Origin of the sequence: Mesorhizobium sp. BH1-1-5 (assembly GCF_020165615.1) — a bacterium.
Classification (GTDB): Bacteria; Pseudomonadota; Alphaproteobacteria; order Rhizobiales; family Rhizobiaceae; genus Mesorhizobium.
Genome location: NZ_JAIUIM010000007.1, coordinates 17,628 through 40,991 on the forward strand (window position 1 = coordinate 17,628; position 23,364 = coordinate 40,991).

Genomic DNA, 23,364 nt, shown 5'->3' on the forward strand with positions numbered 1-23,364 from the left:
TGCTCGGATGACTGCTGCACGGTTTGCGCCAATGCATTAGGTGCCACGGCAGGCTTCAGATAAGTTGGGGCCCGTCGCGCAATTGTACGTTTCTACCAGGGAAGCATCTCCTCCGCACACTTCCCAATGCGTGGCAGGGCCAGTACGCCAGAACCGAAGGTGGAGGAGATTCTCGCCCAGGCGCAGGTCCGTTAAGGTCATCTCCGGCATCCAATCGGGCAGCTTCGGGTCGATGTATAACTTGCCGTTGGGCGCGTCTGCTCGCATCCCAACGATCGCCTGCAAAAAGGAAAAGCATGAGCCCGCGGCCCATGCCTGCGGAACGTTTGCCCGCTTGTACTGCACTGGAAAAGTCGTAGGCGTCCGCGCCGACCCGGCGTAGAGTTCGGGCATGCGATGCTGCATGAAGTAGCTCGCCGCACCGCTCACATCTCCGGCGATACAAGCAGCTTCTTTGAAGAATCCATAGCGCCGAAACCCGAGCGCGATCAGACCATTGTCATGGGGCCAGACGGAGCCTCTTTGATACGAATGCGGATTGTAGGCTCGATGATCGGCCGAGAGTGTCCGAATGCCCCAGCCGCTCCACATGTCGGGCATCATGAGCCTCTTCACCACGCTGTTGGCTCGCTCGGGTGCGACAATACCGGACCAAAGACAATGGCCAGGGTTGGAAGCGACGCTCAGAACCGGTTTCTTGTTCCCATCCAACGCAAGCGCATAGAAGCCTGACGCCTGATCCCAGAACACGTCGTTGAACCGCTCGAACAACGTTTTGGCCTTGGCCCTAAGTTGCCCGGCACGATCACCGTCGCCTCTGGCATCGTAGATTTCCGCCATTCGCTGCCAGGCGTCGTAGACATAGCCCTGCAACTCGCAAAGGGCCTTCGGTCCCTTGACCGGTGTGCCGTCGGGATAAACGACGGCGTCGTCGGCGTCCTTCCAGCTCTGGTTCTCATAGCCTGCGTTTGAGCGCGTTTCGTATTCCTGGAACCCGTCACCGTCGCGATCGCCATAGCGATCGATCCAGTCCAGGCACTTCTCGGCGGTGTCGATGTGCCGCTCGATCAAACTTGCGTCTCCGGTGCAGCGCCAGGCGTTGTGAAGCGCGATCAAATAGAGGGGCGTCGCATCGGCGGTGCCATAGTAGGGCGTATGCGGAATGAGATTGAAATGAGCGAGTTCGCCTGTACGAAGCTCGTGCATGATCTTTCCGGGCTCGGCGTCGCGATAGTCATCATGTGAGGTGGCTTGAAACCGAGCAAGGACATCGAGGGCGCCTCGCGCGAAATCAGGATAGATCAACGAATTCTGGAGCGAGACAATCAGACTGTCGCGGCCGAACAGCCCGATGAACCAAGGCAAACCGGCGGCCGGAACATACTCGAGCTGGTCCGTACCTTCGATCGGCAGTCGAAGTGCCGCCATATCTTCGATCGCCTGATTGTAGAGCTGCTGGAATTCGCCATTCGGGGTGCTGAGCTTGCATACCATGCTGCGCCAGGCGGAGACCCGTTTTGCAGCCTTCGAACTCAAGCAGTCGTCGACGCAGACGCGTGAGGCCCGAGACGTCTTTTGGCCCTGTTCGAAGTCGTAGAGCAGGCAGGCGTGCCAGCCAGCGCCGGGATCGAGCCTGATGTCGAACGATATCCTCCCATTCGCATAGACAGGTTTTGTGGGTGTTCTGTCTACCGTTATGGTGATGGCCCGCCTGAAATCCCGATTGACGTACGACGTGCGAAGGCGCGCGCTTTCAGGCGTCCATTTCGTGGTGATACGACCACGGCGAACAACTGAGTCGGCCTTCACTTCGAAGAGGTCGGCGAAGTCACAACGGATGCCGACCTCCAGATTGAATTCAACCGCCTCCGCCCCGTGGTTCACCAGGTCAAAATCCTCATGCAGCCCTCCGTGACCCAGGGCGCGACCGATGATCAACCCCAGATTGCCGGCCTCTACCGGACCGGTTTCGGTCTCGAAGAGCCGGTTTACGAGATAGATCTTGGCGGCGAAGTGGGCGATGTTCCCGGAGTTGAGCAGATCCCAGGGTTCTCCATTCGCATAGATCTGCCAACTGGACATGAGGCGTGTATCGGAGGCGTATAGACCTTGGTGAGTTGGCCAGGTGATTTGGCCATCCTGATCTGTAACCAGGAAGCTGAGGCCATCGTTGATTGCCAAGCGCGGCGGTCCGATCGCAATTTCAAGAGTCATGCCGGAGGTGCCTTTTCTGTCATTGGTCGCAGTCGGTCGCCATTTGATCTGATGCGGAAAGGAATTTGGCCAAGCGCGTGGCATGCCGTCACGGATGAAAGCTCAAGGCCTCCCGCTGCTCACGCCGGCGAGAATATGTCCGGAGCCGGACTGCCAATTTCCCGGGCAAGAACAGCGGTTCCCAGCAAGGGGAGAAAGCCGATGCAGAACTGGACCGCGAGGGTCTCGCCTGGCCTTCTGTCCATCAGCAAGCCATCTTTCCAGCGCGGCGGCTCAAGATGTGAAACCGATGCACTGGAAAGTCAAACAGGCTCAAACCGAATGTAGTTCAGAGCAGGTCAGCCCTGGTTAACAGGCACCGCGACAAAGCGGTTCGAGTCGTCGCGGGTGATCTGCATCAGCACTGCCTTGCGCCCGGACTTCACGGCGTCAGCCATCGCCTTGTTGACGTCTTCGGTGCTGTTCACCTTAGCCGAATTGATGGTGGTGATGACGTCGCCGGGCTGAACGCCGCGGTCGGCCGCGTCACTTGCAGGATCGACGTCGGTGACCACCAGGCCCTTGCCGTTGTCCGATTTGGTGACAGTGAGGCCGAGATCGGCCAGCGTGTCGGCCTTGCCGGGGGCCGCCTGTTTGCTGCTGTCGTTCGAGGCCTGCTTGTCGCTTGCCGGCAGCGTGCCGAGATCGACCTTGAGCGTCTCGTCCTTGCCGTTGCGCCAGACGGTGACGTCGACCGACTTGCCCGGCGCGAATGCGCCGATCAGCCGGGTGAGTTCCTTCGGCGAGGCGACATCCTTGCCGTCGACCTGGGTGATGACGTCACCGGCGGCGATGCCGGCCTTCTTGCCGGGGCCGGCGTCTTCTGCGCTCGACACCAGCGCGCCCTTGTCGGCCTTGAGGCCGAGCGACTCCGCGATGTCTTTGGTGACGGGCTGGATTTCGACGCCGAGCCAGCCGCGCTGGACGGAACCGCTCTTCATTAGGTCCTCGACAACCTGCTTGGCGGTCGATGCCGGGATGTCGAAGGCGATGCCGACGCTGCCGCCCGACGGCGAGAAGATAGCGGTGTTGATGCCGACCACCTGGCCGTTGAGGTTGAAGGTCGGGCCGCCCGAATTGCCGCGATTGACCGGGGCATCGATCTGGATGAAGTCGTCATAGGGGCCGGCGCCGATGTCGCGGCCGCGCGCCGAGACGATGCCGGCGGTGACGGTGCCGCCGAGGCCGAACGGATTGCCGACGGCCACCACCCAGTCGCCGATGCGGACCTTTGAATCGTCGGCGAAATCGACATAGGTGAACTTGGTGCTGCCGCCATCGACCTTGAGCACCGCGAGGTCGGTGCGCGGATCGGTGCCGATCAGCTTGGCGTCGAGTTCCTTGCCGTCATTGGTGACCACACTGAAGTCAGAGCCTTCCGAGACGACGTGGTTATTGGTGACGAGGTAACCGTCTTCGGAGATGAAGAAGCCGGAACCCTGCGCGATCGGGCGCGGCTCGCCATTGCCATGGTCGTGATGGTTGAAACGATGCATGCCGAACTCGCCACCCTGATCGCCAAAGCCGCGGAATTCCTTGAAGAAGCGGCGTAGCTGCGGATTGTCAGGTAGGTTGTTGAAGCCGTTCTGATCGTTCGAACCCTCATCGGCCGTAGACTGGACCTTGGCCTTGACCTTGACGCTGACGACCGCCGGCGACACGCGCTCGACGAGGTCGGCGAAGCCGGGGACCTGCGCCGACTGAACGTGCACGGCATCGGCCAGAACGGGTGTCGTGCCGGTTGCATAGGCCCCGAAGCCGATTGCCCCAGCGATAGCCAGGGAGGCAGCGGCAGCCATCAGACGTCCATGTGTACGGGGTAAGACTTTCATGATCTCGTATCCTCTTTCAAGATATCGCGCCCTGATGGGCGTCGTGTTGAAAAGAATAGGGAGGGGCGCATTACAACGTCATTTCCTGCGCATGAACTTTTAGTAACATTGGCGAATAATTGATCGCGGCTCAGCTATCGGGAGATCTCACGCTGCTTCTTCCGAAGCTGGAAACTTCGATTCCTGACCAAGCCAAATACTCGGCTACTTGGCGTGCTCGAATCTCCTACCCTTGGGACGAACGCAGTCGGTGACGAACAGCACCGGAAGCGTTGCTCTTCGCCAACGGCTGGGCGGGAATTCCAGAGCGGCGTCCAGTCAAGGAGCGCTACATCCTGGCAGCGACCCTCTTGTTGAAGCCATCCAGGATCTCCTCGGCCAAGCGAGCATAATTGCCATCAAAGTGATGGCCGCCGGTTGTCTTGATCACCTCGACGCCCCTCGGGGAGAGCGCGTTGCAGAATGTGTCGGTCTCTTCATTTCCGTAGAAACATTGGAGCAACTTCGCAGGCACCTGCTCGATCGCCGGCCCAACCGGAACGGCCTCGGAGCTGGGCGCGGCTCCAAGCCACCCTGCGACTTGAATCTCCCAATCGGCTGCATTGGCGAACCCCAGCAGGGAGATTTGCGCGATACGGTCTTTGATGCCTGTGGCGAGGTCGTTGTAGACGAATGGGAGCACGTCCGCGCCAAAGGAGTAGCCGACCAAGGCGACATCCTTGGCATGCCATTTTTCGCCATAGGCCTGGATCACCGCAGCAAGGTCGGCCGCCGTCTGCTCAGGCGTTTTCTTTTCCCAGAAATAGCGCACGCTGTCCCAACCGACGACCGAAACTCCCCGCGATTGCAGCTTTTCGGCGATCGTCTTGTCGAGATCTCGCCAGCCCCCGTCCCCCGACAAAACGATCGCCATCTGCCCGGTTGGGTGTGACGCTGGCAATTCGATCAAGGGAAGCGCCGCGAGGCCGCTAGCGTCGCCCGCATCGAAATGCGGCTGCACCAGTGAGGTCACCGCATCGCTCGCGCTGCCGGGGACAGACTGAACGCTCATCGGCATGTCCGCGCTTTGGAGCGAGGCAAAATAGGCGCGCGCTTCCTTCGGCTCGGCGGCCGAAAAACCAAGGTTCCAAAACCCCTGCAGGGCCTTGGACGGTCCGTACTCGAAGCCGCCGGGCTGAGGAGACGAGGGCGCGCCTGCGCAGAGCGGGCGTTCGCTCGGGAGAACCACGGTCGGATCCACCGAGACAGCCCCTGCCACCGTGTTGACCGGAGCCTGCGCCAGAATGGCCCCCGCGAGCGTTCCGCCGGCATCGACACCAGCCAGAATGGGAAAATGGTACTGCAGGCCACTGTGCTCGCGCTGCAGCCGACGGCTCAGTATCTCCACGTCGCCCACGAGGTTGTGGCAGGGCTCCTTTTCTTCCGCGAGCCTGGCCAAATAGGTTTTGGTGTCCACGCCGACGGCGAGTGCACCCTGCCGCCCCAGCGCCGCTAGCGCTGCCTGGTTCGCGTCGCTCCACCCGTCCTGCCCCGAAAACAAGACGACGTATCCCTGGATCGGACCATCCGGCACCACAAGGTGGACATCCCCGTAGCGGCCGCCCTCGATCGCCAGTGATGGTGTTGGCGCCATGATTGCAAATGCCGCTGACAGGAGAATGGCAAGCTTATTCATTCTGCGATCGTGCTCCTGAGCTCTTGAACCTGGCACCAATCAAGGCTGTGGCATCCGCGAGCACGACAAACGGGCTCAGCGTACCCGACGCTGCCAGGTAGCGCGGTTCCCACACCGGATTGAATTTGCTCTTGAACGCTCTGAGGCCCTGGAAATTGTAGAGCCGGGTTCCATAGCGCCAGATCATCTCACCCAGCCTGTGCCATCGCGACGACAGCGGGGCAGCCGACACGCCGCTCAATGGAGCGATGCCGAGGCTTAAGCTGCCGTAGCCCATGTCCTTAAGTTCGAGGATGAGCTTCGTGAACAGGAATTCCATGGCGTAGGGCGAGGCCGTGCTCGTAAGCCGCATAAGGCCGATCGAAGCTTCCTTCTGCGCCCCGGTTGTCATGACGGTAACGAACGCAACGGCAAGGCCATTCTGTCGAACGAGGGCGACCCATTGGGATCCCAGATATGAGGGTTCGAACGCGGCGATCGAGAATCCTTTTTCCCTGGTTCTGCGCGAACGCAACCATGCTGCCGAAATCTCGATCAGGGCATCCATGATTTCGGCGATCTGTCGGGGTGGCACAAGTTCGAACGTCAGCCCATCGCGTTCGCCTCGCTTGAGCGAATAGCGGAGGTGGGCACTTGTTTTGCCCTTCATGTCAAAACCGGCGAGCGCCACGCATGCCTCCTCGCCAAGCTTCATCACTGACAGGCCCGCGTCCAGATAGAACGGCAAGCTTTCAGGACGGATCTCGTAGAAGGCGGCGCGACCTCCATGGCTTGCGGCCAATGCAACAAATCGCTTGATCAACTCCGGCCATTCCTCGATCGGGCCCACGGGGTCGAAGAGCGCAATCCAGCTGCGGCCGCGCTTGCCGTACATTATGAAAGCGTCTCCCGTTTGTGAGAACAGCAGGCTCTTGTCGCCCATGAGAGCTAGCATCGCCTGGCTTCTTGCTTGGGCACGAATGATCCGCGAAGCTTGTCCAAGCGCTAAGATATCCGGGTGAGGTGCGAGCCCCTTTGGCGGGCGGAGCAACTGCCAAAGGCCGATAACGACGGCAAGGATTGCGGCGCCCAGCAAGGCGCGCAGCGCCCTGGGGGCCTGCGCATCAAACTCAAACTGCCACCATAGGTCGCGCGCTGTGTAGTCGGCGTTGCGGAACGCCACGAGGAAGATTACGGCCGCAGCGAGGACGATCACGCCTACGGCGACGGCCCATCCTTGCGTAAAAGGCTGACCCAACATTGAAGCAGGTCGGTCAAACCGACGTTTGGTCGCAAGCAGGAGGCTGATGACAATCGCCAGGAATCCAGCCTCTCCATAAGCGAGTCCCTTGGCCAGGGACAAACCGAGACTTGCTGTCGCCATCAAGAACGCAAGCCACCAGGCACCGTCACGTCGTTCAAACAGCCCACGAGCCACGAAGAGAAACACAACGCCGGCCAGGCTGCCGAGAAAATGAGACGTTTCGACCGCCCACAGGGGCAGGCGCATCGAAAGCACTGCCAGCCTGTGGCCGAAAGTCGGCGTTGCGCCGGACGTGAGCAGCATCACTCCGGTCGCAAATGCGATGACGCCCATGAAGCGGGGCGAAAGTTGAGCGGCCGCCTCGACAAGCCGATCGTTGGCGGTGGGCATCCTCGTTCCCAAGGCAAGGCGGGTTTCGAATATTGCCAGCAAGGCCGCGGAAAGAACCAATGGCATCCCGAAGTATATCCCTCGGTACGCCAACAGCGCTGCCGCAATCTGATCGACGGGGGCATGTTCCGCATAGACCCAAAATACAGCAGCCTCAAATATTCCAATGCCGCCTGGCAGGTTGCTGACGGCCCCCAATGCGGTGGCAGCCGAGAAGATAGCGGCAAAGCTTAGGAAATTTATCGAAGCCCCCGGTAGAAGCATCCACAGAGCGGTTGCTGCTCCGAAGAGACGGATACCCGTCAGTCCAAGCTGCATGCCCGCGATCGCCTTGCTCGGGACTGCAAGGCTGAAGTTTCCCACGCGGACTGGTCCGCGCAAGCCAAACAACAGGAGTATGATGGATCCAGCGAGCGCGCTCCCTGCCGCTACCTGCAATACGCCTGTCGGCCAGCCGAGAAGGTGGGAGACCGGCTCAGCTTCAATGAGTGTCGTCATGCCTCCGAAGCCGGCAAGGCCAAGGCCGAAGCCGCCAGCGACAAACAAAAGGAGCCGGGCAATATCCTCGGACCGAAGCCCGACGGCTCGGTAGATCCGATATCTCACGGCCGCGCCGGTAAGGGTGCCGAATCCGACTGCATTTCCAAGAGCAGTGCCACAAAAGCCAGCCACAATGGGCGCGAGACGTGGCGTGCGAGCGCCGACGTAGTAGACCGCGCACACGTCGCGCCCGACCACGGCCGCCAAGCTTACCGCTGTCGCGAAGACCGACCAGCCTATGGAAGCCGCCGGAAGGTGACTGAGCGCGTGCACAAGCGCATGATAATCGATGCTCTGGATCGTGCTGCCAAATGCCAGGACAAGAAGGGTCAGCGCCGCAAAAATCGTTGCTGAAAGGCCGAGGCGGCGTGCCTTGGCGCCGGATTGGTCGCCCAGGTGCGGAAGGTCCAACTGTACCGCGCTTGGCGTAGAATTGCTTTCTGCGGAGCGCGCGCCTTCACCATCAGTTTGCGCGGTAAGCGACATGTCTTACGCCCGTATCTCTTGTCGCTGGAACGAGACATAGGCGATGGTGAACAACACCAGAAGGGCAGCGATCATGCCGGCGAGTTGTGGCCAGATCAGCGCCACGCTGAGCGAGAAGGGCAAGGGCGCTCCCATCAGCGCCCCGCTCAACTGGCTAGTCAACAGCAGGCCGAGAGAGCGCGTTGCCGGATTGAGCAAGGCAATGGTAGTTTCGCCGTAAAGGGTGTTGGGCGAGATCCGCGCGATGGCCTGCTGAATGTCGATTTGGTGAACCGCCGTCATCGGATCGAGCGGGTCGATCGGCGCAACTGCTCCGGCGATAAGCGGTGCCAGCATCGGCCAGAACACCGTGAACAACAGCCAGGCCGTGAGCGCGCAAAGCGCCGACGTTGCCGGCGATTTGACGATCGTTGAGAAGGCCATCGCCACCGCCAGCCAGACGCCGGCGTAGACAAAAGAGGCGAAGAGAAAAGCAAGGCCGCGGGCGATCTCCTCGCCGCTGGGCGGCAGTCCGAGCAGAAGCATGCCAAGGCCGGTGACCAGCAGCCACAGAGCCAGCAGGCAGATGGCGATGACCAACAGCCCGCCCAGGAATTTGCCGGTGAGAAGCGCATCGCGGTAGATTGGCTGCGACAGGATGCGCGACAGGGTGCGGCGGCTATACTCTCCATTGATCGCGTCGAAGCCCAGCGCGATCGCCACAAGCGGCACGAGGAAACCGAGAAAGAAGACGAAGGACGGCAACGGCTGCTGCGCGGTGGTGAACAGGCGTAGGAACAGGAACGGATCCTCACCGACCGTGGCCTTGATCTGGCCGATCGCGGCATAGACAGAGCCGATCGCCGTAAGCAGCACCAGAACCATCACCAGATGGATGCGGATGCTGTTCATATGATCGGCTGCCTCCTTGCGCGCGATCGTCGACAGACCGGCAAACGGTGATCCTTCACGCCGCGATGTCATGGCTCTCTCCCTCGAAAAACTGGACATAGACCTCGTCGAGCGTAGCCTGGCGAATGGTCATTGAATGGAGCGCACCGCCGGCACCAACGACAAGACGGGCAATGTCGGCCCTGACGTCCGCGTCGGCATCGACCCGCCAGCGTCCCTCCCTCAAGGGCCTCAGGCCCGATATGTGCGGCGCCCGGGCAAGCACCTTCGACAGATCAGTGTTTTCGACTTCGACCTCGACCGTATGCGTGCTGCCAAGGACGTCCGAGGTGAGGTTCTCCACCGAGCCGATGAGGCCTATGCGGCCTCTTCGGAAAAGTGCCACCCGGCTGCAGACCGTCTGCATCATCGCGAGCAGGTGCGAGGAAAGGACGAAGGTCATGCCCTGGCCCGCCAGCTCTCGGATCAGTTCCAGAAGTTCCTGTGTCGATTGCGGGTCGAGGCCGGACGTCGGCTCGTCAAGAATGGCGATCTCGGCCTGCTTGACCAGCACTTCTGCAAGTCCGAGCCGCTGGCGCATCCCGCGTGAGAAGGTTGCGACGCGGCGGTCGGCGACCTCCGCCAGCCGAACACGTCTCAATGCGCCGGCGATACGCGCGTCGGCCTCGCCGGACACCAAACCCGCAAGCCTTGCCGTGTAGGTGAGATTTTCCCATGCGGTCAGATGAACGTAGAAGCCGATCTGGTCCGGGAGGTAACCTACCTGACGCTTGACCGTCAGCGGTTGGCGCAACGGGTCAAGTCCCAGAACGCGGATCGATCCGGCAGTAGGCTCGGTCAGCCCGAGCAGCAAGAGGAGCGTGGTGGTCTTTCCCGAACCATTCGGGCCGAGCAGACCGAAGACCTCGCCCTTCTCGATGGCGAGATCGATTCCGTCGACCGCCGGAAATCGGCCGTAGCGCTTGACAAGGCCGTGCGCTTCGATGACCGGGCTCATCGCCGTCCGTACCGCGTCACGGCAAAAGCGAGCATCAGCGCGGAGGCGCCGATCACGCCAAGGCCTGTCACGCCCCAAAGCGTGGATGTCCGGACTGTCACGCGGAAATCGGCGTTGTCGGATGCGCCGTCACCGTTTGCCCGGACCGAGACCATATAGTCGCCGGCGATCGCCTGGGTCGAAGGCGTCATCGAGACGCCGACATCGGACGTCCCGCCAGGCGCGATCTCATCCACCTTTTCGGGATTGAAGGTAACCTTCCAGCCAGATGGCGGGCTCGCCGAAAGCTTGACGTCGCGGGCCGGGGCCGAGCCGCTGTTCGACAAGGTGAATGTGAAGGTGCGCTCCTGACCGGCCGTGGCATCGCCGGACAACCGGCCCTGCGGACCTGCAAGGGATACCGATGGCCTGCCGGTGATGTCGAGCAGCAGCTTGGTGTCGGCGCTGGCGGTGCCGCCGCTGGCTGCGACTGCCACTGGATATTGACCCGCCTGGGCGTTGTCCGGCGGCTGGACGCTGACCGAGAGCGTCTTCGATTCCCCTGCCTTCAGCGGCAGGCTGGTCAGTTCCTGCGATCCGTAGCCCTGCTTGAAGGTCACCTGAAAACCAGGCGGCGCCTTAGACAGAAGATTAACTGTCGAGTCTTCCTGGCCATCGTTCTTGATATCGACCTGGAAGTCGAAGGCCGATTTGGCAGTTCCGCGCAGCGCGGGAAGCTTGGGTTCCAGCGTCAGCTTCGCCGGCTCGGTCTTGGCAAGCGTCATCGCCATTGGCAATTTCAGAGCCTCCGTGGAGGCCTTGCCAGACACGTCAAAGTTCACTGCCTTGCCAACGTCGCCTGCTGGCGGCGTCAACTTCAGCGTCAGGCTGACCGTGCCGTCCGAGTCGGCGATTGCCGCGGTAACGGGTTTGCCGCCGCCATCGATCTCCCACTTCCAGCCCTCAGGCAGGCCGTCGACACCGAGTTCGACGCGTTGCGGCGGCAGTCCGCGGTTAGCCAGGCTCAAGGGGACGCTGACGTTCTTCCCGGCTTGGGCCGAGAATTCAGGATAGGGCGTGGTCAGCCACAAGCCGGTCGGCGCCTGGCTGGCGGCACCCGCGGCGCCTTGTGCGTATGCCTGAGGTGTTGTTGCAACGAGGCCTACCGCGAATAGAGCTGTTGCGACATAGGTTGTCGGGTTCGAAAAAGGCGCACGAATACCCGCAGGATTCATCGATACCTCCCGCTCACAAATTGAAAATTATCGTTTTCTTGCAAAGCTTTGGCCGCTCTGCTCGGGGAGCAGGGGGTGCCTCTAATGTGGCACGAGTTGGGCGATATTTACCCGGCCGGGCCATGTTCACGAATTTGTTCCAATTCGTCACTATGCGTGATCGACGCCGCCATCGATCTCAGCCGCAAAGAGAGGCTCAAGTGGGAGCGATGGGGACGCTGAGCAGGCACGAAGGGCACTGGTCGAAGCTATTTTCCCTTCCCACGCCAGTCTTCAACCAGCGAGAACAGAAACGAGCCTGACCAGGTGAGGAGCAGCAACCCGTTCAAGGGCGCTATGGACGTGACGAGCCGCATTTCACCGATCGGGATCACGTTGTTGTAGCCGAGGGAGGCATAGGCTTCTGCGGCGTAGTAGAAATAGTCCATGCTCGTCGGAAAGGCCTTCCCGTCGAAATCGCCGAGCGCAAGCGTCTGGTCCGCGAGGTGGAATATCGCGGCATAAATCCCGATCTCCACGAGATGAAGACCGACCAGCCCGCAGATGACGAAGAGCAACGCGGGATAAGCTCCAGTTGACCTGCGGGCCAATCTGTCGAGGCGCTGGATTGCCTCATAGTGAAGAGAAGACGACCCGATGACGGCGACAAATGTCAGGGCGATAGCGATCAGCATATTCACGGGATTGTCTCGCTATCTCTCTTCAGCGTTTTTGAGCTGCGCGCAGAGGACCGGTTCGAGCTTGGCGATGGGTCACGATGATTGCGCGCATGTGGGCCGAAGAAAGGCGGGGTGTCTCGCGCGTGCGGCTGGACGTGGCCGACGCGTTCGTTTGATTGGTCCACCAGATCGGGTTGCCGTCGCAGGTGGAGCAGTTGGCTCGGCAGCTCTTGGGGTGCTGCGTTTGTGGCTCGTGACCGTCAAGAATCGAGGAATGGCCACCGATAGTCAGGTAGCTGTATTTCGTCGGTGATTTCCTTCCCGATCACTGCGCGCGCAAGCCCGGGTACGGCGAATGCCTTTGTCACCAAGTTGCGGATCAGCAACCCGAGCTGCGTCCTGGGCGCCAGGGCGGCGGCAAATCGCTTGGCACCGCGCTGCTTTTTCTGAATGTACTCCCGCAAGAACGCTTCGTAGTTGAGAAAGCCCTCCTGATGCCGTCCATCGGCTTCCAGGAGTTCGCCTGCCAGTACGTAGGCTGAAATGATCGCCAAGGCCGAACCCTGTCCCGCCAGCAGGGAAACGCAAAACGCGGCATCACCGGCGAGGGCTATGCGACCTTGCGACCAGCGGTTCATCCTGATCTGGCTGACGCTGTCGAAATAGAGCCCGTCAGTACGATCCAACTCCTCCAGGATGTGGGCACATTCCCATCCGCCATCTTCGTATTTTTCTCGCAGCATCTGCTTTTGCGTGCCCAACGCTTTTGGCAGGGAGCCGCTGTCGACGGCATAGACGAACAGGAAGAGCGTGCGGTTGTGGTGAAGCGTGAAACGGCCGACCATTCGTCCCGGCTGCCCGTACATCAAATAGACGTCCTCGTCGCGTGGCCGGTAGTCCTCGACCTCAAACGCCGCGACCGCGTAGCCGAGTTTCTTCTCGAATTGATGCCGGGGTCCGAACGCGAGCCGCCGAACGCCCGAATGCAAGCCATCGGCACCAATCACCAAATCAAATTCGCGTTCGGCGCCATGTTTCAGCCGCACGCGGACGCCATCTGACCTTTCCTCGAACCCGACGATCTCATCGCCGAAAATGATCTCGGTTGTGTCTTTGATCTTTTCGAACAGCAAGCGAGCGAGATCGCTGCGTGCGAGGGTCACATAGCGGTCGTTTGTCAACTCGCCGAAGACGTCCGTGCCAAAGCCTGCGACGCGCTTTCCACTATCGTTCACAATGCGCATCTCGCGCACATGATATCCTACGCGATTGATGTCTGCCGCCAGGCCCATCCTCTCTGCGATCCAATAGCCATGACCCCAAAAATCGATAACATAACCCCCGGCACGCAGTTGAGGCGCCTGCTCGATCAGCGTTGGCCGGAAGCCGGCGGCGGCAAGCCAAAAGGCAAGAGCAGGCCCCGCAATTCCCCCGCCGGAAATCAACACCGTTCGGTTGGTCATATGGGCCACCCTTTAAAGCACTTCGCCGGGATACACACCCCACAAGTCGGTTTGTTTGACGAAGCCGCTCACCGTCCCTTGCGCAACAGCGCACCACTTCCCGTCACACCGTCTCAGATTCACCCGGACACGAGGCTCGAGCCAAGCAGTGATAGGTCCATCGATTGTCGGTTTCTGGCGCAGCACCACGTTATTCTTCCACGGAGCGACAATCCCCGTTCTGCGCCACGACAGGAGCGGCCCAAAGATCCATCCGGTGGTTCGCTCCCAATCCCTTACGCGGCGCCAATTGCCGTACTGCTGGTAGATCTCAAGCGGGATGCCCGGGCGTTTCATGACCCATTCGATGCCGTAGCCGCTGCCCGGCCCGACGCGGAGATTGGCATATGAAGCTTTCAGCGAGACGAAGCGAGGTAGAGGAAGAGCTCTGACCTCCGCCCCGAGCCCTTTCATCGGTGCGGGTAGCGAGATCAGCACAGTTGTAAGAATGAAAAGGATTGGGACGAATTGTAACCGACGGCCGACCAGCCGGCGGACTGTCGGGAAGCCGAGCGGTGCTACGGAATTCAGGGCCGTTCCCTGCGAATATGGAAGGGGCCGATCATCATCAGCCGCCATCGGCGGCGCCGCTCCCGGCGTAATCCGGTTCAACACGAGTCCGCACCATCGCTCGGCACGAGGCTTATTCGACAAGCATGTGCGCCTCTCGAGCCGCATCGGCCAATGCGTCCCTGGCAACGTCGGCCGCAATGCCGCCGTTCATGGCCTGGCGGCAGGCGCGTAGTGCCGCCAGATGCTTCTGACTTCCTGCATTGCGCCAGTGCTTGGTAAGGAGGTCGACTGCTTGATTGGCGTTGGAAAGATTGTTGATCTTGCCGGATATGCCGGTCGCCACTGGAACCGGCCTTGAAAACCAAGCTTCATACATGGCCACGCCTCCGTTGCGATGGCTGACGGGCAAACACTGCGCTGCCGGGCGAAATCGAAGTCAACCTTTGGTGCTGTCCTGAGCCACGTTGTTGGTCGGGATTGTGTCCATCGCTGCCAATTTGTCCGCACATAGGTCCGCGGCGCCTGGGGCATCCTTCTTCATTCCGGCCAGTTTTACCCAGCCGCCGTCGCTGATGAAACTGTCCCTCTGATAAGAGGACGTTCCCTTCAGTTTGGTCAGGTTTTCTGTCGCGTTTGACGCTGTGACGAACTTTTCGACGCAAAGATTGGCGACCAGTTCAGCCCGCGCCTTGATGGCCGAGGTCTTCGCCATTTCCGATGCTGTTCCTGCCGTGGTCCAACCGCCGGCTGTGAAGCCGACTATCATCGTCAACACCGCGACGCCGACTACCGACCAGAACCATAGTGTCTTGGAGGGCTGATATTCGTCGAAGCGTTGCGAAACTGTTAGATTGTCTGCCATAACTTCCTCCTTTTCAGATGTACGCTTTGCTTCAGGTTGATTTTCGCAGCCTTGGCCGACAATGGCCGGAATTCGAGCGATCGATGGACACAAGGCCTCTCTGCCGGGTCGACCCAGATCAGAAGATGGGACAGGGGGATGCTAGGCCCGATTGGCAGAACTTTCGGGCGCGAGCACGTCGGCGCAGATCCTTGATCGTCCGCACTCATTTCCCGCACTCTGGCGCCTGAGACGATGTGCTTGAGCACCCGGAAACTTTCGAAAATGGAAAAAGCGGTCAAAACTTCACCTCGATGTCCGATATACCGAGGCAGACCGGAAACTATTCCAACCCAGTCGCGATTATGTGAAGTGGCATTGTGCTGCCGGGCCTCTGCCGAGTTGATTGGGTACGTTGTGATCGCTGGTGCAGCATGAGCCAGCCTAGCTTGGCGAACCGCGTGATGACGGGCAGTACCGCGATGTTGGGTCTCCGCGCTTGCCCGGCATCTGTCATTCCCGACTTCGCTGTCCCTGCGCAACGATGGGCGCCCCATCTTTCCATTCTGCTTCGAACACTTCTTTCCCCTTTTCGGCCCAAAGTGTGCGCGCGTGTTCGCCTTGCACGCTTCGGAGCTTGTTCGCCATCCAGAGCAGCGCGCCGTAGATGATAGCGCGATCATCAGCGGTCAGATCAACAATGCCTGCCTTGACGACGAGACCGCCGAGTTCAATCAGATGTCGGGTGCGCTTGCGGCGCTCGACCTGCCACGTACGCATGTCGTTGCGAGCTTGTGCCGCTTGCCGGTGATTGCGAGCTGCCCGGTTGCGCTTGAGCGCTGCGCAGGTTTCGCCCAGTAGTCGGAGCAGTTCTCCTGGAATCGCTCTCGAAAAACGTCACCCCACGCTTAGCCCATGCCTCACGCTTTGTGGTGTCTTTCGTTTCAGCGATTGCGACCAGCGCGCCGGCCAGTTCGTCAGTGCTGAGTTGATCGGCGCCGGTGGCGATCACCAGTTCACCGAGTTGCTGGACTTTTCGCATTTTGAGCTCTCGCGCCTTTTCTTCCAGCGCGTGCAGTTCGGCGTCGAAGTCACGTAGTTTGCGCATGGCTGTCTCCGTTCGATTGTCGATCGGAGAATAATAGGGGAGCGCCTGCCGGAAGGCTTCAGGGTTGCCGAGACGGCCCGGGACGGACTGGTCCATCCCGAGAATTTTTCGAGGGAGGGCGCGCTTATACGTCGTGCCGACATGCGCTTTGACGTGCAAATGATCTGGTCGCGATGGCGATCTATCATCTTCACGTCAAGGTCATTGGCCGCAAGGCGGGCTCAAGTGCTGTTGCCTCGGCCGCCTACCGCTCGGCTTCGCGGCTGCGCGACGAGCGGATCGAACGCACGCATGATTTCTCGGCCAAGCGCGGCGTCGTCCATTCAGAGGTGATGCTGCCAGAGACTGCGCCAGAAGCCTGGAGCGCCCGCGAACGGCTGTGGAACGATGTCGAAGCGTTCGAGGTCAGGAAGGATGCGCAATTGGCCCGCGAGGTGGAGTTTGCCCTGCCGCGTGAACTCAGCCAGGCGCAGGGCATCGAACTGGCGCGCGACTTTGTACAAGCCGAATTCGTCAGCCGTGGCATGGTCGCCGATCTCAACGTGCATTGGGACAGGGCGGAGGATGGCAGTCCAAAACCGCATGCCCATGTCATGCTCGCCATGCGGTCGGTCGATGAGAACGGTTTCGGGGCGAAGGTTCGAGACTGGAATGCTACCCAGATGGTCGAGCGCTGGCGCGAGCGGTGGGCGGAGCTTGCCAATGAACGCCTGGCCGAACTCGACATCGACGCCCGCATCGATCATCGCAGTCTGGAAGCGCAGGGCATTTCCCTGGAGCCGCAGACCCAGATCGGTGCACCGGCCCAACGCATCGAGGACGGTGGCCTCGACACGGCCGGCTTAGAAGCAGATCGCGCTGAACTGCACCGCGAGATCGCGCGTAACAATGGTGCGCGGATCATAGCGGATCCAACTGTGGCTCTGGACGCAATCACCCACCAGCAATCGACCTTCACCCGAAAGGATATTGCCAAGTTTGCGCATCGCCACAGCGACGGAATGGAGCAGTTCGACGCGGTGATGGGAGCCGTCAGCAAAGCGCCCGATCTTGTCGAACTCGGCAGGGATGGACGCGGCGAAGATCGCTTCACCACCCGGCAGATGATCGATGCCGAACAGCGCCTGCACCGCGCGGCGGAACACATGGCCGGGCAAGGACAGCATTCGGTGAGTGACCGGGATCGTGCGACGGCTCTGGCGGATGCCAAGCATCGCGGCCTTGCTCTGTCGGGCGAGCAGTCCGATGCACTGGATCACATCACGGACGGCCGCGATCTTGGTGTCGTTGTCGGTTTTGCCGGCACGGGCAAGAGCGCCATGCTGGGTGTCGCGCGTCAGGCTTGGGCAGCAGCAGGCTACGAGGTTCGAGGTGCGGCACTTTCCGGCATTGCGGCCGAGAATCTCGAAAGTGGATCAGGCATCTCGTCGCGCACTATTGCCAGCCTGGAACACGGCTGGGGACAGGGCCGCGATCTGCTCAGCGCCGGCGATATCCTGGTGATCGACGAGGCCGGCATGGTCGGCACGCGCCAGTTGGAGCGCGTGCTCTCCCATGCTGCCAACGTTGGCGCAAAAGTCGTGCTGGTCGGCGATCCGCAACAACTGCAGGCGATCGAGGCCGGCGCTGCATTCCGCTCGATTCACGAGCGACACGGCGGCGTCGAAATCGGTCAGGTACGCCGGCAGCGCGACGACTGGCAGCGCGCCGCCACGCGCGATCTGGCAACCGGCAGGATCGGCGCCGCGATCAACGCCTACGACGCGCAAGGCATGGTGCATCAGGCTGCAACGCGCGACGAAGCGCGAAGTGCACTCGTCGAGCGCTGGGATCGCGACAGGCAGGCGCATCCAGAGGCAAGCCGGATAATCCTAACCCACACAAACGACGAGGTGCGGGCGCTCAACCAGGCAGCGCGCGAGCACATGCGTGGTGCCGGCGATCTCGGCGACGAAGTTCGGGTGAATGTGGAACGTGGTGCAAGGGCCTTCGCAAGCGGCGACCGTGTCATGTTCCTGCGCAACGAGCGCGGGCTCGGCGTCAAGAACGGCACGCTCGGCATCGTGGAGGAAGTCAGCAAACAGAGCATGACCGTGCGCACCGATGACGACAGATCGGTTCGCTTCGACCTGAAAGACTACGCGCACATCGACCACGGCTATGCCGCGACCATTCACAAGGCGCAGGGTATGACAGTCGAGCGCGTCCATGTGCTCGCCACGCCGGGCATGGATGCACATGGCAGCTACGTCGCACTGTCGCGGCATCGAGACGGGATGGAGCTACATTACGGGAGCGATGATTTTGCTACACGAGACCGGCTGGTTCGGGCGCTGTCACGCGACCGCGCCAAGGACATGGCGTCGGATTACGACCGGATCGACCCGGCGCAGGCCTATGCCGAGCGGCGTGGCATCAGCTTCCGAAAGCGTGTGGTCGAGATCGTGCGCCGGATCGTTCCGGAGAAGCTGCGTGACAGGATCGACGGTCTGCTGGACGGCTTGCGCTCGCCCGCAGACGGCGAGCCCAGGCAGGAAGGTCGACCTGGGCCGGGAAGGGAGAGTGTTGGGGCACAGATCGGAGATGCAGTCCGGACGCCGGAAAGAGATCCTTCTGCCAGGGGAGTGCCGGGCGACACGAATCTGCCGGTGGACGCGGAAGCGGCGTTGCGCAGCGCTCGTACCAAGGCGCTTGTTCGTCACGCGCGCGCTATCGACGCTATCCTGCGCGGCGGAAATGTGGACGGGCAGGGCAGTCCCGACCAGATGCGCGAATTGAGGGATGCCCGCAGCGCTTTTGAGAAGGTGCGGCCGTATGGCTGGCGCGATGCCGAGGCGGCCTATGTGAAAAATCCTGAACTTGTCCGCGAGGCGGTGGCCGGCCGCGTCAGCCGCGTCGTGCTTGCCCTCCAGCTTGAGACGGAAATCCGCACCGGCACGGACATCGATCCCGGCCGCCGCGCCGACCGGTTTGTGGAACGTTGGCAAAAGCTCGACCGGACAGGACGGGAGCAATATCAGGCCGGCGACATGTCCGGCTACAAGTCAACGCGTTCGGCCATGTCCGATATGGCCGAGAGCCTTGAACGCGATCCTCAGCTTGAATCGCTCCTGACCAACCGCAAGCGCGAGCTTGGCATTCACACTGATTCCGGCCGCCGACTCGGGGCGGAGCTCGCATTCAGCCATGGCATCGGAAGGGGACGCGGCTTCGGAATCTGAACCCTCCGGATTGCCGCCGTTTCCACGCCGCAGGCGGCTGAAGCCACAATCCTGATTGCGTCCAGCGCTAGCTCCGTCCTGTACCAGCAACAACCACTGACAAGCAGGCGAGCTATGTCCGAACCGGATCGCATCATCCGCCTCAGAACTGTCCTTGACCGGACCGGCCTGTCGAGGCCGGCTTGCCGAGCGGATCGAATAGAACACCTGCAAAAGCATCGCCCGCAACAGCTTCTCCGGCGGGATCGATGGTCGTCCGATCGGCGAATACAGCGCCGCGAACTCACGCTCCAGCGTCGACAGGGCTTCTGTCACGATCGTCCGGATCGCACGCAACGGATGATTGCGCCGAACCCGGGCCTCAAGGTCCACGTAGCTGAACAGTTCGCCAGTTCGATCGTCGCCGGTGCGCACTCGTCACTCCGAATCCCTTCGGGCCCGGGTGAATCACCGCTGCGGTTCGGTGGCGAGTGCCTTTTTCAACAGCCTGTTAGAACCACGACGGAGCGACCAATTTTGATTAGACAAATCCTCGCACATGACTCCAAAAATGCGAAATACATCAATATAAACAAAGCGATGTGAAAAGGGTATTCGGTCTCCAAAACCGCCGCTTTCTTCGAGGCCCTGCCGTGGTTGCGCGAAGATTGCGCTCAGGCTGGCCCAGCTAATGCTGCCACCCCTCGATCTCAACTATGCAGCCCTCGCAGCGTGGATAGTATGAAGCATCTCGGGCTTTAGATGTGTGTAGCGGCGCAGCATCTTCCAATCTTTGTGTCCCGTTACTAGCGCTACCTGTTCGATTGAGAACCCAGATTCGAAAAGGCGGCTCGTGCCTTCGTGTCGCAAATCATGAAAATGAAGGTCGTGGATGTCCAGGTCAGCGCATCCTCGGCGAAAGGCGGTGCCGACTGACCGATGGTTGAACGGGAAAATTCGATCGTCGTCATTGCTTCGCTTTGCGCGCTGCTCCTCAACAATGGCCCACGCATCGTATCCAGTTGCCGCAAACAGCGGTATGCGCTGATTGTTACCCTTTTTGTTGCGTGGGTCTTTGCGGTCGCGGATGAGAAGCATCCGCGTACAAGACTCCAGATCGGACCAACGCGCCTTGCAAATTTCCTCCTGACGCATCGCGGTTGCAACGGCGAAACGTATAATCCGGCCAACCGGCGCTATCTGAAGAGGGTTTGCATCGAAGTGAGCGATTAGCCTGTCCAGTTCATCCTGGGTGGGCCGCCTGTCGCGCTCGCACCCCTTGCCGACAAGGCCGAGGCGCTTAAGCGCGATACGCGCGAGATCGACGGGTTCCACCTTAACCGGCAGACCGTGGACGGCCGCAGCATGAGACAGAATAAGTTTTATAAAGCCGATGTCTATTCCGAGCGTCATCGGCCCAGCACCCTGGGCGGCCCGGTCACGACCGAATCGAATGAGCCGTTCGCGATCGAAAGTCGCGATGTTGCATTTTCCGAGATGTCTTTGGAGCATAGCGAGGGCCGCGGCCTTGGAGCGGCGAGGGGACTTGCCTACATCGCACATGTCGTCGATATGGAGGTCGATGAGTTCGCCGAATGTTTTTAGGCGCGCTATACGGGACTTGGTCGGCGTCTCACCGCGATCGACTTGGCGCTCGGTTTCGGTTGCCCAGCGCCGTGCATCGTCTCGGCGCAGGAAGGTCTCGCTGACGTAGCGACCTTTGCGACGGACCTGGACACGCCAGGAACCGGACGAGAGCTTTGTGTAGGTGGCCATTTTTTCGTGTGCGCTCCGTGTGCACTGAGAGATCGAAACGTGGCGAAAAGGGTCGTATTCTGGCGTAAATTCGTGTGCACTCGGCAGGTTCTAACGAATTGATGTTAAAGAAAAAATGCTGAAAAATCAAGAGCATAGAGTGGCCGTGGCGCCGATGATGGATTGGACGGACCGGCATTGCCGGTTCTTCCACCGCCAGTTGACGGGTCGTGCGCTGCTCTACACCGAGATGGTTGTGGCGGATGCGGTCATCCATGGCGCGCGCGAACGATTGCTCGGGTTCGACGCTGTCGAGCATCCGGTTGCCCTGCAGCTTGGCGGATCGGATCCGGCAAAACTCGCCGAGGCGGCGCGGATCGGCGAGGCCTTCGGCTATGACGAGGTCAACCTCAATGTCGGCTGCCCGTCCGACCGCGTCCAGTCGGGGACGTTCGGCGCCTGCCTGATGAAGACGCCGGCTCTGGTCGCCGAGTGTGTCGCGGCTATGAAGGCCACGGTGAAAATCCCCGTCACGGTCAAATGCCGGATCGGCGTCGACGAGCAAAACCCGGAACCTGCGCTCGATATGCTTGCCGACGGCGTGTTCGCGGCCGGCGCCGACGCGCTCTGGGTGCATGCCCGCAAGGCCTGGCTGGAGGGGCTGAGCCCCAAGGAGAACCGCGACATCCCGCCGCTCGACTACCAGCGCGTCTATCGGCTAAAGGCCCGAAAGCCGAACGAATTCATCGGCATCAATGGCGGCATTCAATCGCTCGGCGAGGTGTCGTCGCACCTTGGTCATGTCGACGGCGCGATGCTCGGCCGCGCGGCCTATCATACGCCCGGCATCCTCGCCGGCGTCGATGCCGCCTTCTATGGCGAGGCGGCTGCCGCCTTCGACCACGCGGCGCTGATCGACGCCATGGCCGGCTATGCCGCGCGCCATATCGAGCGCGGTGGTCGGCTTGGCCACATCACTCGCCACATGGTCGGACTGTTCCACGGCTTGCCCGGCGCGCGCCGCTTCCGGCAAATTCTATCGACGGATGCGAACAAGCCTGGCGCCGGTCCGGAGGTGCTGAAGAGCGCGTTCGCGGCAATCGATTTCGCGGCGGCGGAAGCCGAGGCGGCCTGACTCCCGATCGAAGCGCGTTGCGCTTTAAGTCTTTTTCTTATCGTGGTCGAGAACCGCTACGCCCTTCTGGGCGACAAGCACTAGTCCCGCAGGATCATGCGGTCGCCACGCACGTCGAAACCCGACAATGAGCCGATGAAGTTCATGCCGAGCAGGCTTTGATCCAGCATGCCGGGCGCGGCGACCATCACCGACATGTCCTTGCGCACGATGCCGCCGATCGCGACCTGATCGGTCCTGACCGTCGCCGCGCGCGCCATACCGTTGGCGGTGGAGACGTCCACGCTGTAGCTGAGCGCCGCCGGATTGAAACCCGCGGCCTGGGCATCTTCTGACGTCAGCACCGTGCTGGTCGCGCCGGTGTCGACCACGGCGCGCACCGACGTTCCGTTGACTAGGATGCGGGCTTCGAAATGGCCGTTGTCGGCCTTGTCGAGCGTGACGGTCGGGCGGCCATTCTCCACGCCGAGCGCCAGCGGGCTGCCCGGCACGAGGCCGGCGGTCACGCGGCTCGCGACGTCCTGCAATTCGTAGCGATACTGGTAGCCGGCGATCAGCACGAGCACGAAGGCGGCCCAGACACCGAGATTGCGCGCCATGTCGCCCATTGGCCGGCCGGAGCGGAGCAGGCTTGCGCCGATCACCATCACCAGCACGCCGACCCAGATCAGCCGGCCGAAATCATTGTTGTTCACGCCGAAAGTGCGGCCGGCCGAATTGTTGAGCATGAGCAGCACGACGCCGACGCCGATCACCGCCATGACGATCCAGAACAGCCGGTTCATCGGTTTCTTCTCACAAAACGCCGCGCTCGCGCGCCATGCGGGTACGCCGGGTTTCGCGGCGCGGCCGCCGCTCGACCGTTTCGAGCCGTGCCGGCAGTTCGGACATCACCGCCCGGCGCGTTTCGGGCGTCATGGTGAGCCAGCCGGAAATCTCGTCGCGCGTGCGACCGCAACCGAAGCAGAAGCCGGTTTTCATATCGATCGAACAGACCAGGATGCAGGGAGATTCGATGGCGGTCATGCTGTTCTCTAGCCTTTATTCCACATGGTGCAACCGCCGGGGCAATGCAAGCCCTCCGCAATGCGCCGCGAGGCAGCGCATTCGCGGCATCGTCAGGCGGTTGT

19 protein-coding genes and 1 pseudogene are annotated in these 23,364 nt (G+C 61.2%); 2 read left to right on the forward strand and 18 right to left on the reverse strand.

The genetic code is table 11. The features are described from left to right. Nucleotides 1-36 precede the first annotated feature (36 nt). The 14 genes from LB572_RS11130 to LB572_RS11195 all read right to left on the reverse strand — a co-directional run bounded on the left by LB572_RS11130 (nucleotide 37) and on the right by LB572_RS11195 (nucleotide 16,144). Entirely contained in the window at nucleotides 37-2,214 is a 2,178-nt protein-coding gene (locus LB572_RS11130; protein WP_224667753.1) for a glycogen debranching N-terminal domain-containing protein, read from the reverse strand. Nucleotides 2,215-2,552: 338 nt separating this feature from the next. Beyond that, nucleotides 2,553-4,052 (reverse strand): Do family serine endopeptidase, encoded by a 1,500-nt coding sequence (locus LB572_RS11135; RefSeq protein ID WP_224667754.1) that lies wholly within the window; start codon nucleotides 4,050-4,052, stop codon nucleotides 2,553-2,555. A 361-nt stretch (nucleotides 4,053-4,413) separates the two neighbouring features. Continuing rightward, entirely contained in the window at nucleotides 4,414-5,760 is a 1,347-nt protein-coding gene (locus LB572_RS11140; RefSeq protein ID WP_224667755.1) for a virulence factor family protein, read from the reverse strand. After that, a complete protein-coding gene (gene mprF, locus LB572_RS11145; protein WP_224667756.1) occupies nucleotides 5,753-8,419 on the reverse strand; it encodes a bifunctional lysylphosphatidylglycerol flippase/synthetase MprF in 2,667 nt (888 codons plus the stop codon). Before mprF ends, LB572_RS11140 begins: the two co-directional genes overlap by 8 nt. A 3-nt stretch (nucleotides 8,420-8,422) precedes the next feature. Continuing rightward, a complete protein-coding gene (locus tag LB572_RS11150; RefSeq protein ID WP_224667757.1) occupies nucleotides 8,423-9,382 on the reverse strand; it encodes an ABC transporter permease in 960 nt (319 codons plus the stop codon). Then, a complete protein-coding gene (locus tag LB572_RS11155; protein WP_224667758.1) occupies nucleotides 9,366-10,307 on the reverse strand; it encodes an ABC transporter ATP-binding protein in 942 nt (313 codons plus the stop codon). The genes LB572_RS11150 and LB572_RS11155 overlap by 17 nt, the downstream gene beginning before the upstream one ends. Beyond that, a complete protein-coding gene (locus LB572_RS11160) occupies nucleotides 10,304-11,521 on the reverse strand; it encodes an NEW3 domain-containing protein (RefSeq protein ID WP_224667759.1) in 1,218 nt (405 codons plus the stop codon). The genes LB572_RS11155 and LB572_RS11160 overlap by 4 nt, the downstream gene beginning before the upstream one ends. Nucleotides 11,522-11,769: 248 nt before the next feature. After that, nucleotides 11,770-12,195: an ion channel gene (locus LB572_RS11165; RefSeq protein ID WP_224667909.1), complete on the reverse strand. Its 426-nt coding sequence runs from the start codon at nucleotides 12,193-12,195 to the stop codon at nucleotides 11,770-11,772. 245 nt (nucleotides 12,196-12,440) lie between these two features. Beyond that, nucleotides 12,441-13,643 carry an FAD-binding domain gene (locus tag LB572_RS11170; protein ID WP_224667760.1) on the reverse strand — a complete coding sequence of 401 codons (1,203 nt, stop codon included), beginning with the start codon at nucleotides 13,641-13,643 and terminating at the stop codon, nucleotides 12,441-12,443. Nucleotides 13,644-13,655: 12 nt separating this feature from the next. Next, nucleotides 13,656-14,261 carry an SH3 domain-containing protein gene (locus LB572_RS11175; RefSeq protein WP_224667761.1) on the reverse strand — a complete coding sequence of 202 codons (606 nt, stop codon included), beginning with the start codon at nucleotides 14,259-14,261 and terminating at the stop codon, nucleotides 13,656-13,658. A gap of 64 nt (nucleotides 14,262-14,325) precedes the next feature. Further along, a complete protein-coding gene (locus LB572_RS11180; protein WP_224667910.1) occupies nucleotides 14,326-14,571 on the reverse strand; it encodes a DUF982 domain-containing protein in 246 nt (81 codons plus the stop codon). A 60-nt stretch (nucleotides 14,572-14,631) separates the two neighbouring features. Beyond that, the gene (locus LB572_RS11185) at nucleotides 14,632-15,057 is read right to left on the reverse strand and encodes a hypothetical protein (protein WP_224667762.1); all 426 of its coding nucleotides are present in this window, start codon (nucleotides 15,055-15,057) and stop codon (nucleotides 14,632-14,634) included. Between the two features lie 492 nt (nucleotides 15,058-15,549). Then, nucleotides 15,550-15,816, reverse strand: a complete 267-nt coding sequence (locus LB572_RS11190) for a conjugal transfer protein TraD (RefSeq protein ID WP_224667763.1) — start codon at nucleotides 15,814-15,816, stop codon at nucleotides 15,550-15,552. Then, nucleotides 15,767-16,144, reverse strand: coding sequence for a conjugal transfer protein TraD (locus tag LB572_RS11195; RefSeq protein WP_224667911.1), 378 nt, complete (start codon nucleotides 16,142-16,144; stop codon nucleotides 15,767-15,769). Before LB572_RS11195 ends, LB572_RS11190 begins: the two co-directional genes overlap by 50 nt. Before the next feature lie 173 nt (nucleotides 16,145-16,317). Between LB572_RS11195 and traA the strand changes: the two genes are divergently transcribed. Next, the gene (gene traA, locus LB572_RS11200; protein WP_224667764.1) at nucleotides 16,318-19,365 is read left to right on the forward strand and encodes a Ti-type conjugative transfer relaxase TraA; all 3,048 of its coding nucleotides are present in this window, start codon (nucleotides 16,318-16,320) and stop codon (nucleotides 19,363-19,365) included. A 186-nt stretch (nucleotides 19,366-19,551) separates the two neighbouring features. Here traA and LB572_RS11205 read toward each other — a convergent pair. Both LB572_RS11205 and LB572_RS11210 read right to left on the reverse strand, forming a co-directional pair. Further along, nucleotides 19,552-19,779 (reverse strand): annotated as a pseudogene (locus LB572_RS11205) (transposase); the annotation flags it as partial. Between the two features lie 279 nt (nucleotides 19,780-20,058). Next, complete coding sequence (locus LB572_RS11210) at nucleotides 20,059-21,120, reverse strand: site-specific integrase (RefSeq protein ID WP_224667765.1); 1,062 nt, start codon at nucleotides 21,118-21,120, stop codon at nucleotides 20,059-20,061. A 115-nt stretch (nucleotides 21,121-21,235) separates the two neighbouring features. Here LB572_RS11210 and dusA point away from each other — a divergent pair, with 115 nt between their 5' ends. Beyond that, nucleotides 21,236-22,234, forward strand: coding sequence for a tRNA dihydrouridine(20/20a) synthase DusA (gene dusA, locus LB572_RS11215; protein ID WP_224667766.1), 999 nt, complete (start codon nucleotides 21,236-21,238; stop codon nucleotides 22,232-22,234). 80 nt (nucleotides 22,235-22,314) lie between these two features. On the opposite strand, the gene LB572_RS11220 is transcribed toward dusA, so the two are convergent. Both LB572_RS11220 and LB572_RS11225 read right to left on the reverse strand, forming a co-directional pair. Beyond that, complete coding sequence (locus LB572_RS11220) at nucleotides 22,315-23,019, reverse strand: TIGR02281 family clan AA aspartic protease (RefSeq protein ID WP_140805794.1); 705 nt, start codon at nucleotides 23,017-23,019, stop codon at nucleotides 22,315-22,317. 10 nt (nucleotides 23,020-23,029) lie between these two features. Then, the gene (locus tag LB572_RS11225; RefSeq protein ID WP_224667767.1) at nucleotides 23,030-23,260 is read right to left on the reverse strand and encodes a DUF1289 domain-containing protein; all 231 of its coding nucleotides are present in this window, start codon (nucleotides 23,258-23,260) and stop codon (nucleotides 23,030-23,032) included. Nucleotides 23,261-23,364: the final 104 nt, after the last annotated feature.

Excerpts from the sequence above, each read along its gene's own strand:
- LB572_RS11130 (WP_224667753.1), bottom strand. The coding sequence starts at position 2,214 with ATGACTCTTGAAATTGCGATCGGACCGCCGCGCTTGGCAATCAACGAT.
- LB572_RS11135 (WP_224667754.1), bottom strand. The coding sequence starts at position 4,052 with ATGGCTGCCGCTGCCTCCCTGGCTATCGCTGGGGCAATCGGCTTCGGG.
- LB572_RS11140 (WP_224667755.1), bottom strand. The coding sequence starts at position 5,760 with ATGAATAAGCTTGCCATTCTCCTGTCAGCGGCATTTGCAATCATGGCG.
- mprF (WP_224667756.1), bottom strand. The coding sequence starts at position 8,419 with ATGTCGCTTACCGCGCAAACTGATGGTGAAGGCGCGCGCTCCGCAGAA.
- LB572_RS11150 (WP_224667757.1), bottom strand. The coding sequence starts at position 9,382 with ATGACATCGCGGCGTGAAGGATCACCGTTTGCCGGTCTGTCGACGATC.
- LB572_RS11155 (WP_224667758.1), bottom strand. The coding sequence starts at position 10,307 with ATGAGCCCGGTCATCGAAGCGCACGGCCTTGTCAAGCGCTACGGCCGA.
- LB572_RS11160 (WP_224667759.1), bottom strand. The coding sequence starts at position 11,521 with ATGAATCCTGCGGGTATTCGTGCGCCTTTTTCGAACCCGACAACCTAT.
- LB572_RS11165 (WP_224667909.1), bottom strand. The coding sequence starts at position 12,195 with ATGCTGATCGCTATCGCCCTGACATTTGTCGCCGTCATCGGGTCGTCT.
- LB572_RS11170 (WP_224667760.1), bottom strand. The coding sequence starts at position 13,643 with ATGACCAACCGAACGGTGTTGATTTCCGGCGGGGGAATTGCGGGGCCT.
- LB572_RS11175 (WP_224667761.1), bottom strand. The coding sequence starts at position 14,261 with ATGGCGGCTGATGATGATCGGCCCCTTCCATATTCGCAGGGAACGGCC.
- LB572_RS11180 (WP_224667910.1), bottom strand. The coding sequence starts at position 14,571 with ATGTATGAAGCTTGGTTTTCAAGGCCGGTTCCAGTGGCGACCGGCATA.
- LB572_RS11185 (WP_224667762.1), bottom strand. The coding sequence starts at position 15,057 with ATGGCAGACAATCTAACAGTTTCGCAACGCTTCGACGAATATCAGCCC.
- LB572_RS11190 (WP_224667763.1), bottom strand. The coding sequence starts at position 15,816 with ATGCGTACGTGGCAGGTCGAGCGCCGCAAGCGCACCCGACATCTGATT.
- LB572_RS11195 (WP_224667911.1), bottom strand. The coding sequence starts at position 16,144 with ATGCGCAAACTACGTGACTTCGACGCCGAACTGCACGCGCTGGAAGAA.
- traA (WP_224667764.1), top strand. The coding sequence starts at position 16,318 with ATGGCGATCTATCATCTTCACGTCAAGGTCATTGGCCGCAAGGCGGGC.
- LB572_RS11210 (WP_224667765.1), bottom strand. The coding sequence starts at position 21,120 with ATGGCCACCTACACAAAGCTCTCGTCCGGTTCCTGGCGTGTCCAGGTC.
- dusA (WP_224667766.1), top strand. The coding sequence starts at position 21,236 with ATGCTGAAAAATCAAGAGCATAGAGTGGCCGTGGCGCCGATGATGGAT.
- LB572_RS11220 (WP_140805794.1), bottom strand. The coding sequence starts at position 23,019 with ATGAACCGGCTGTTCTGGATCGTCATGGCGGTGATCGGCGTCGGCGTC.
- LB572_RS11225 (WP_224667767.1), bottom strand. The coding sequence starts at position 23,260 with ATGACCGCCATCGAATCTCCCTGCATCCTGGTCTGTTCGATCGATATG.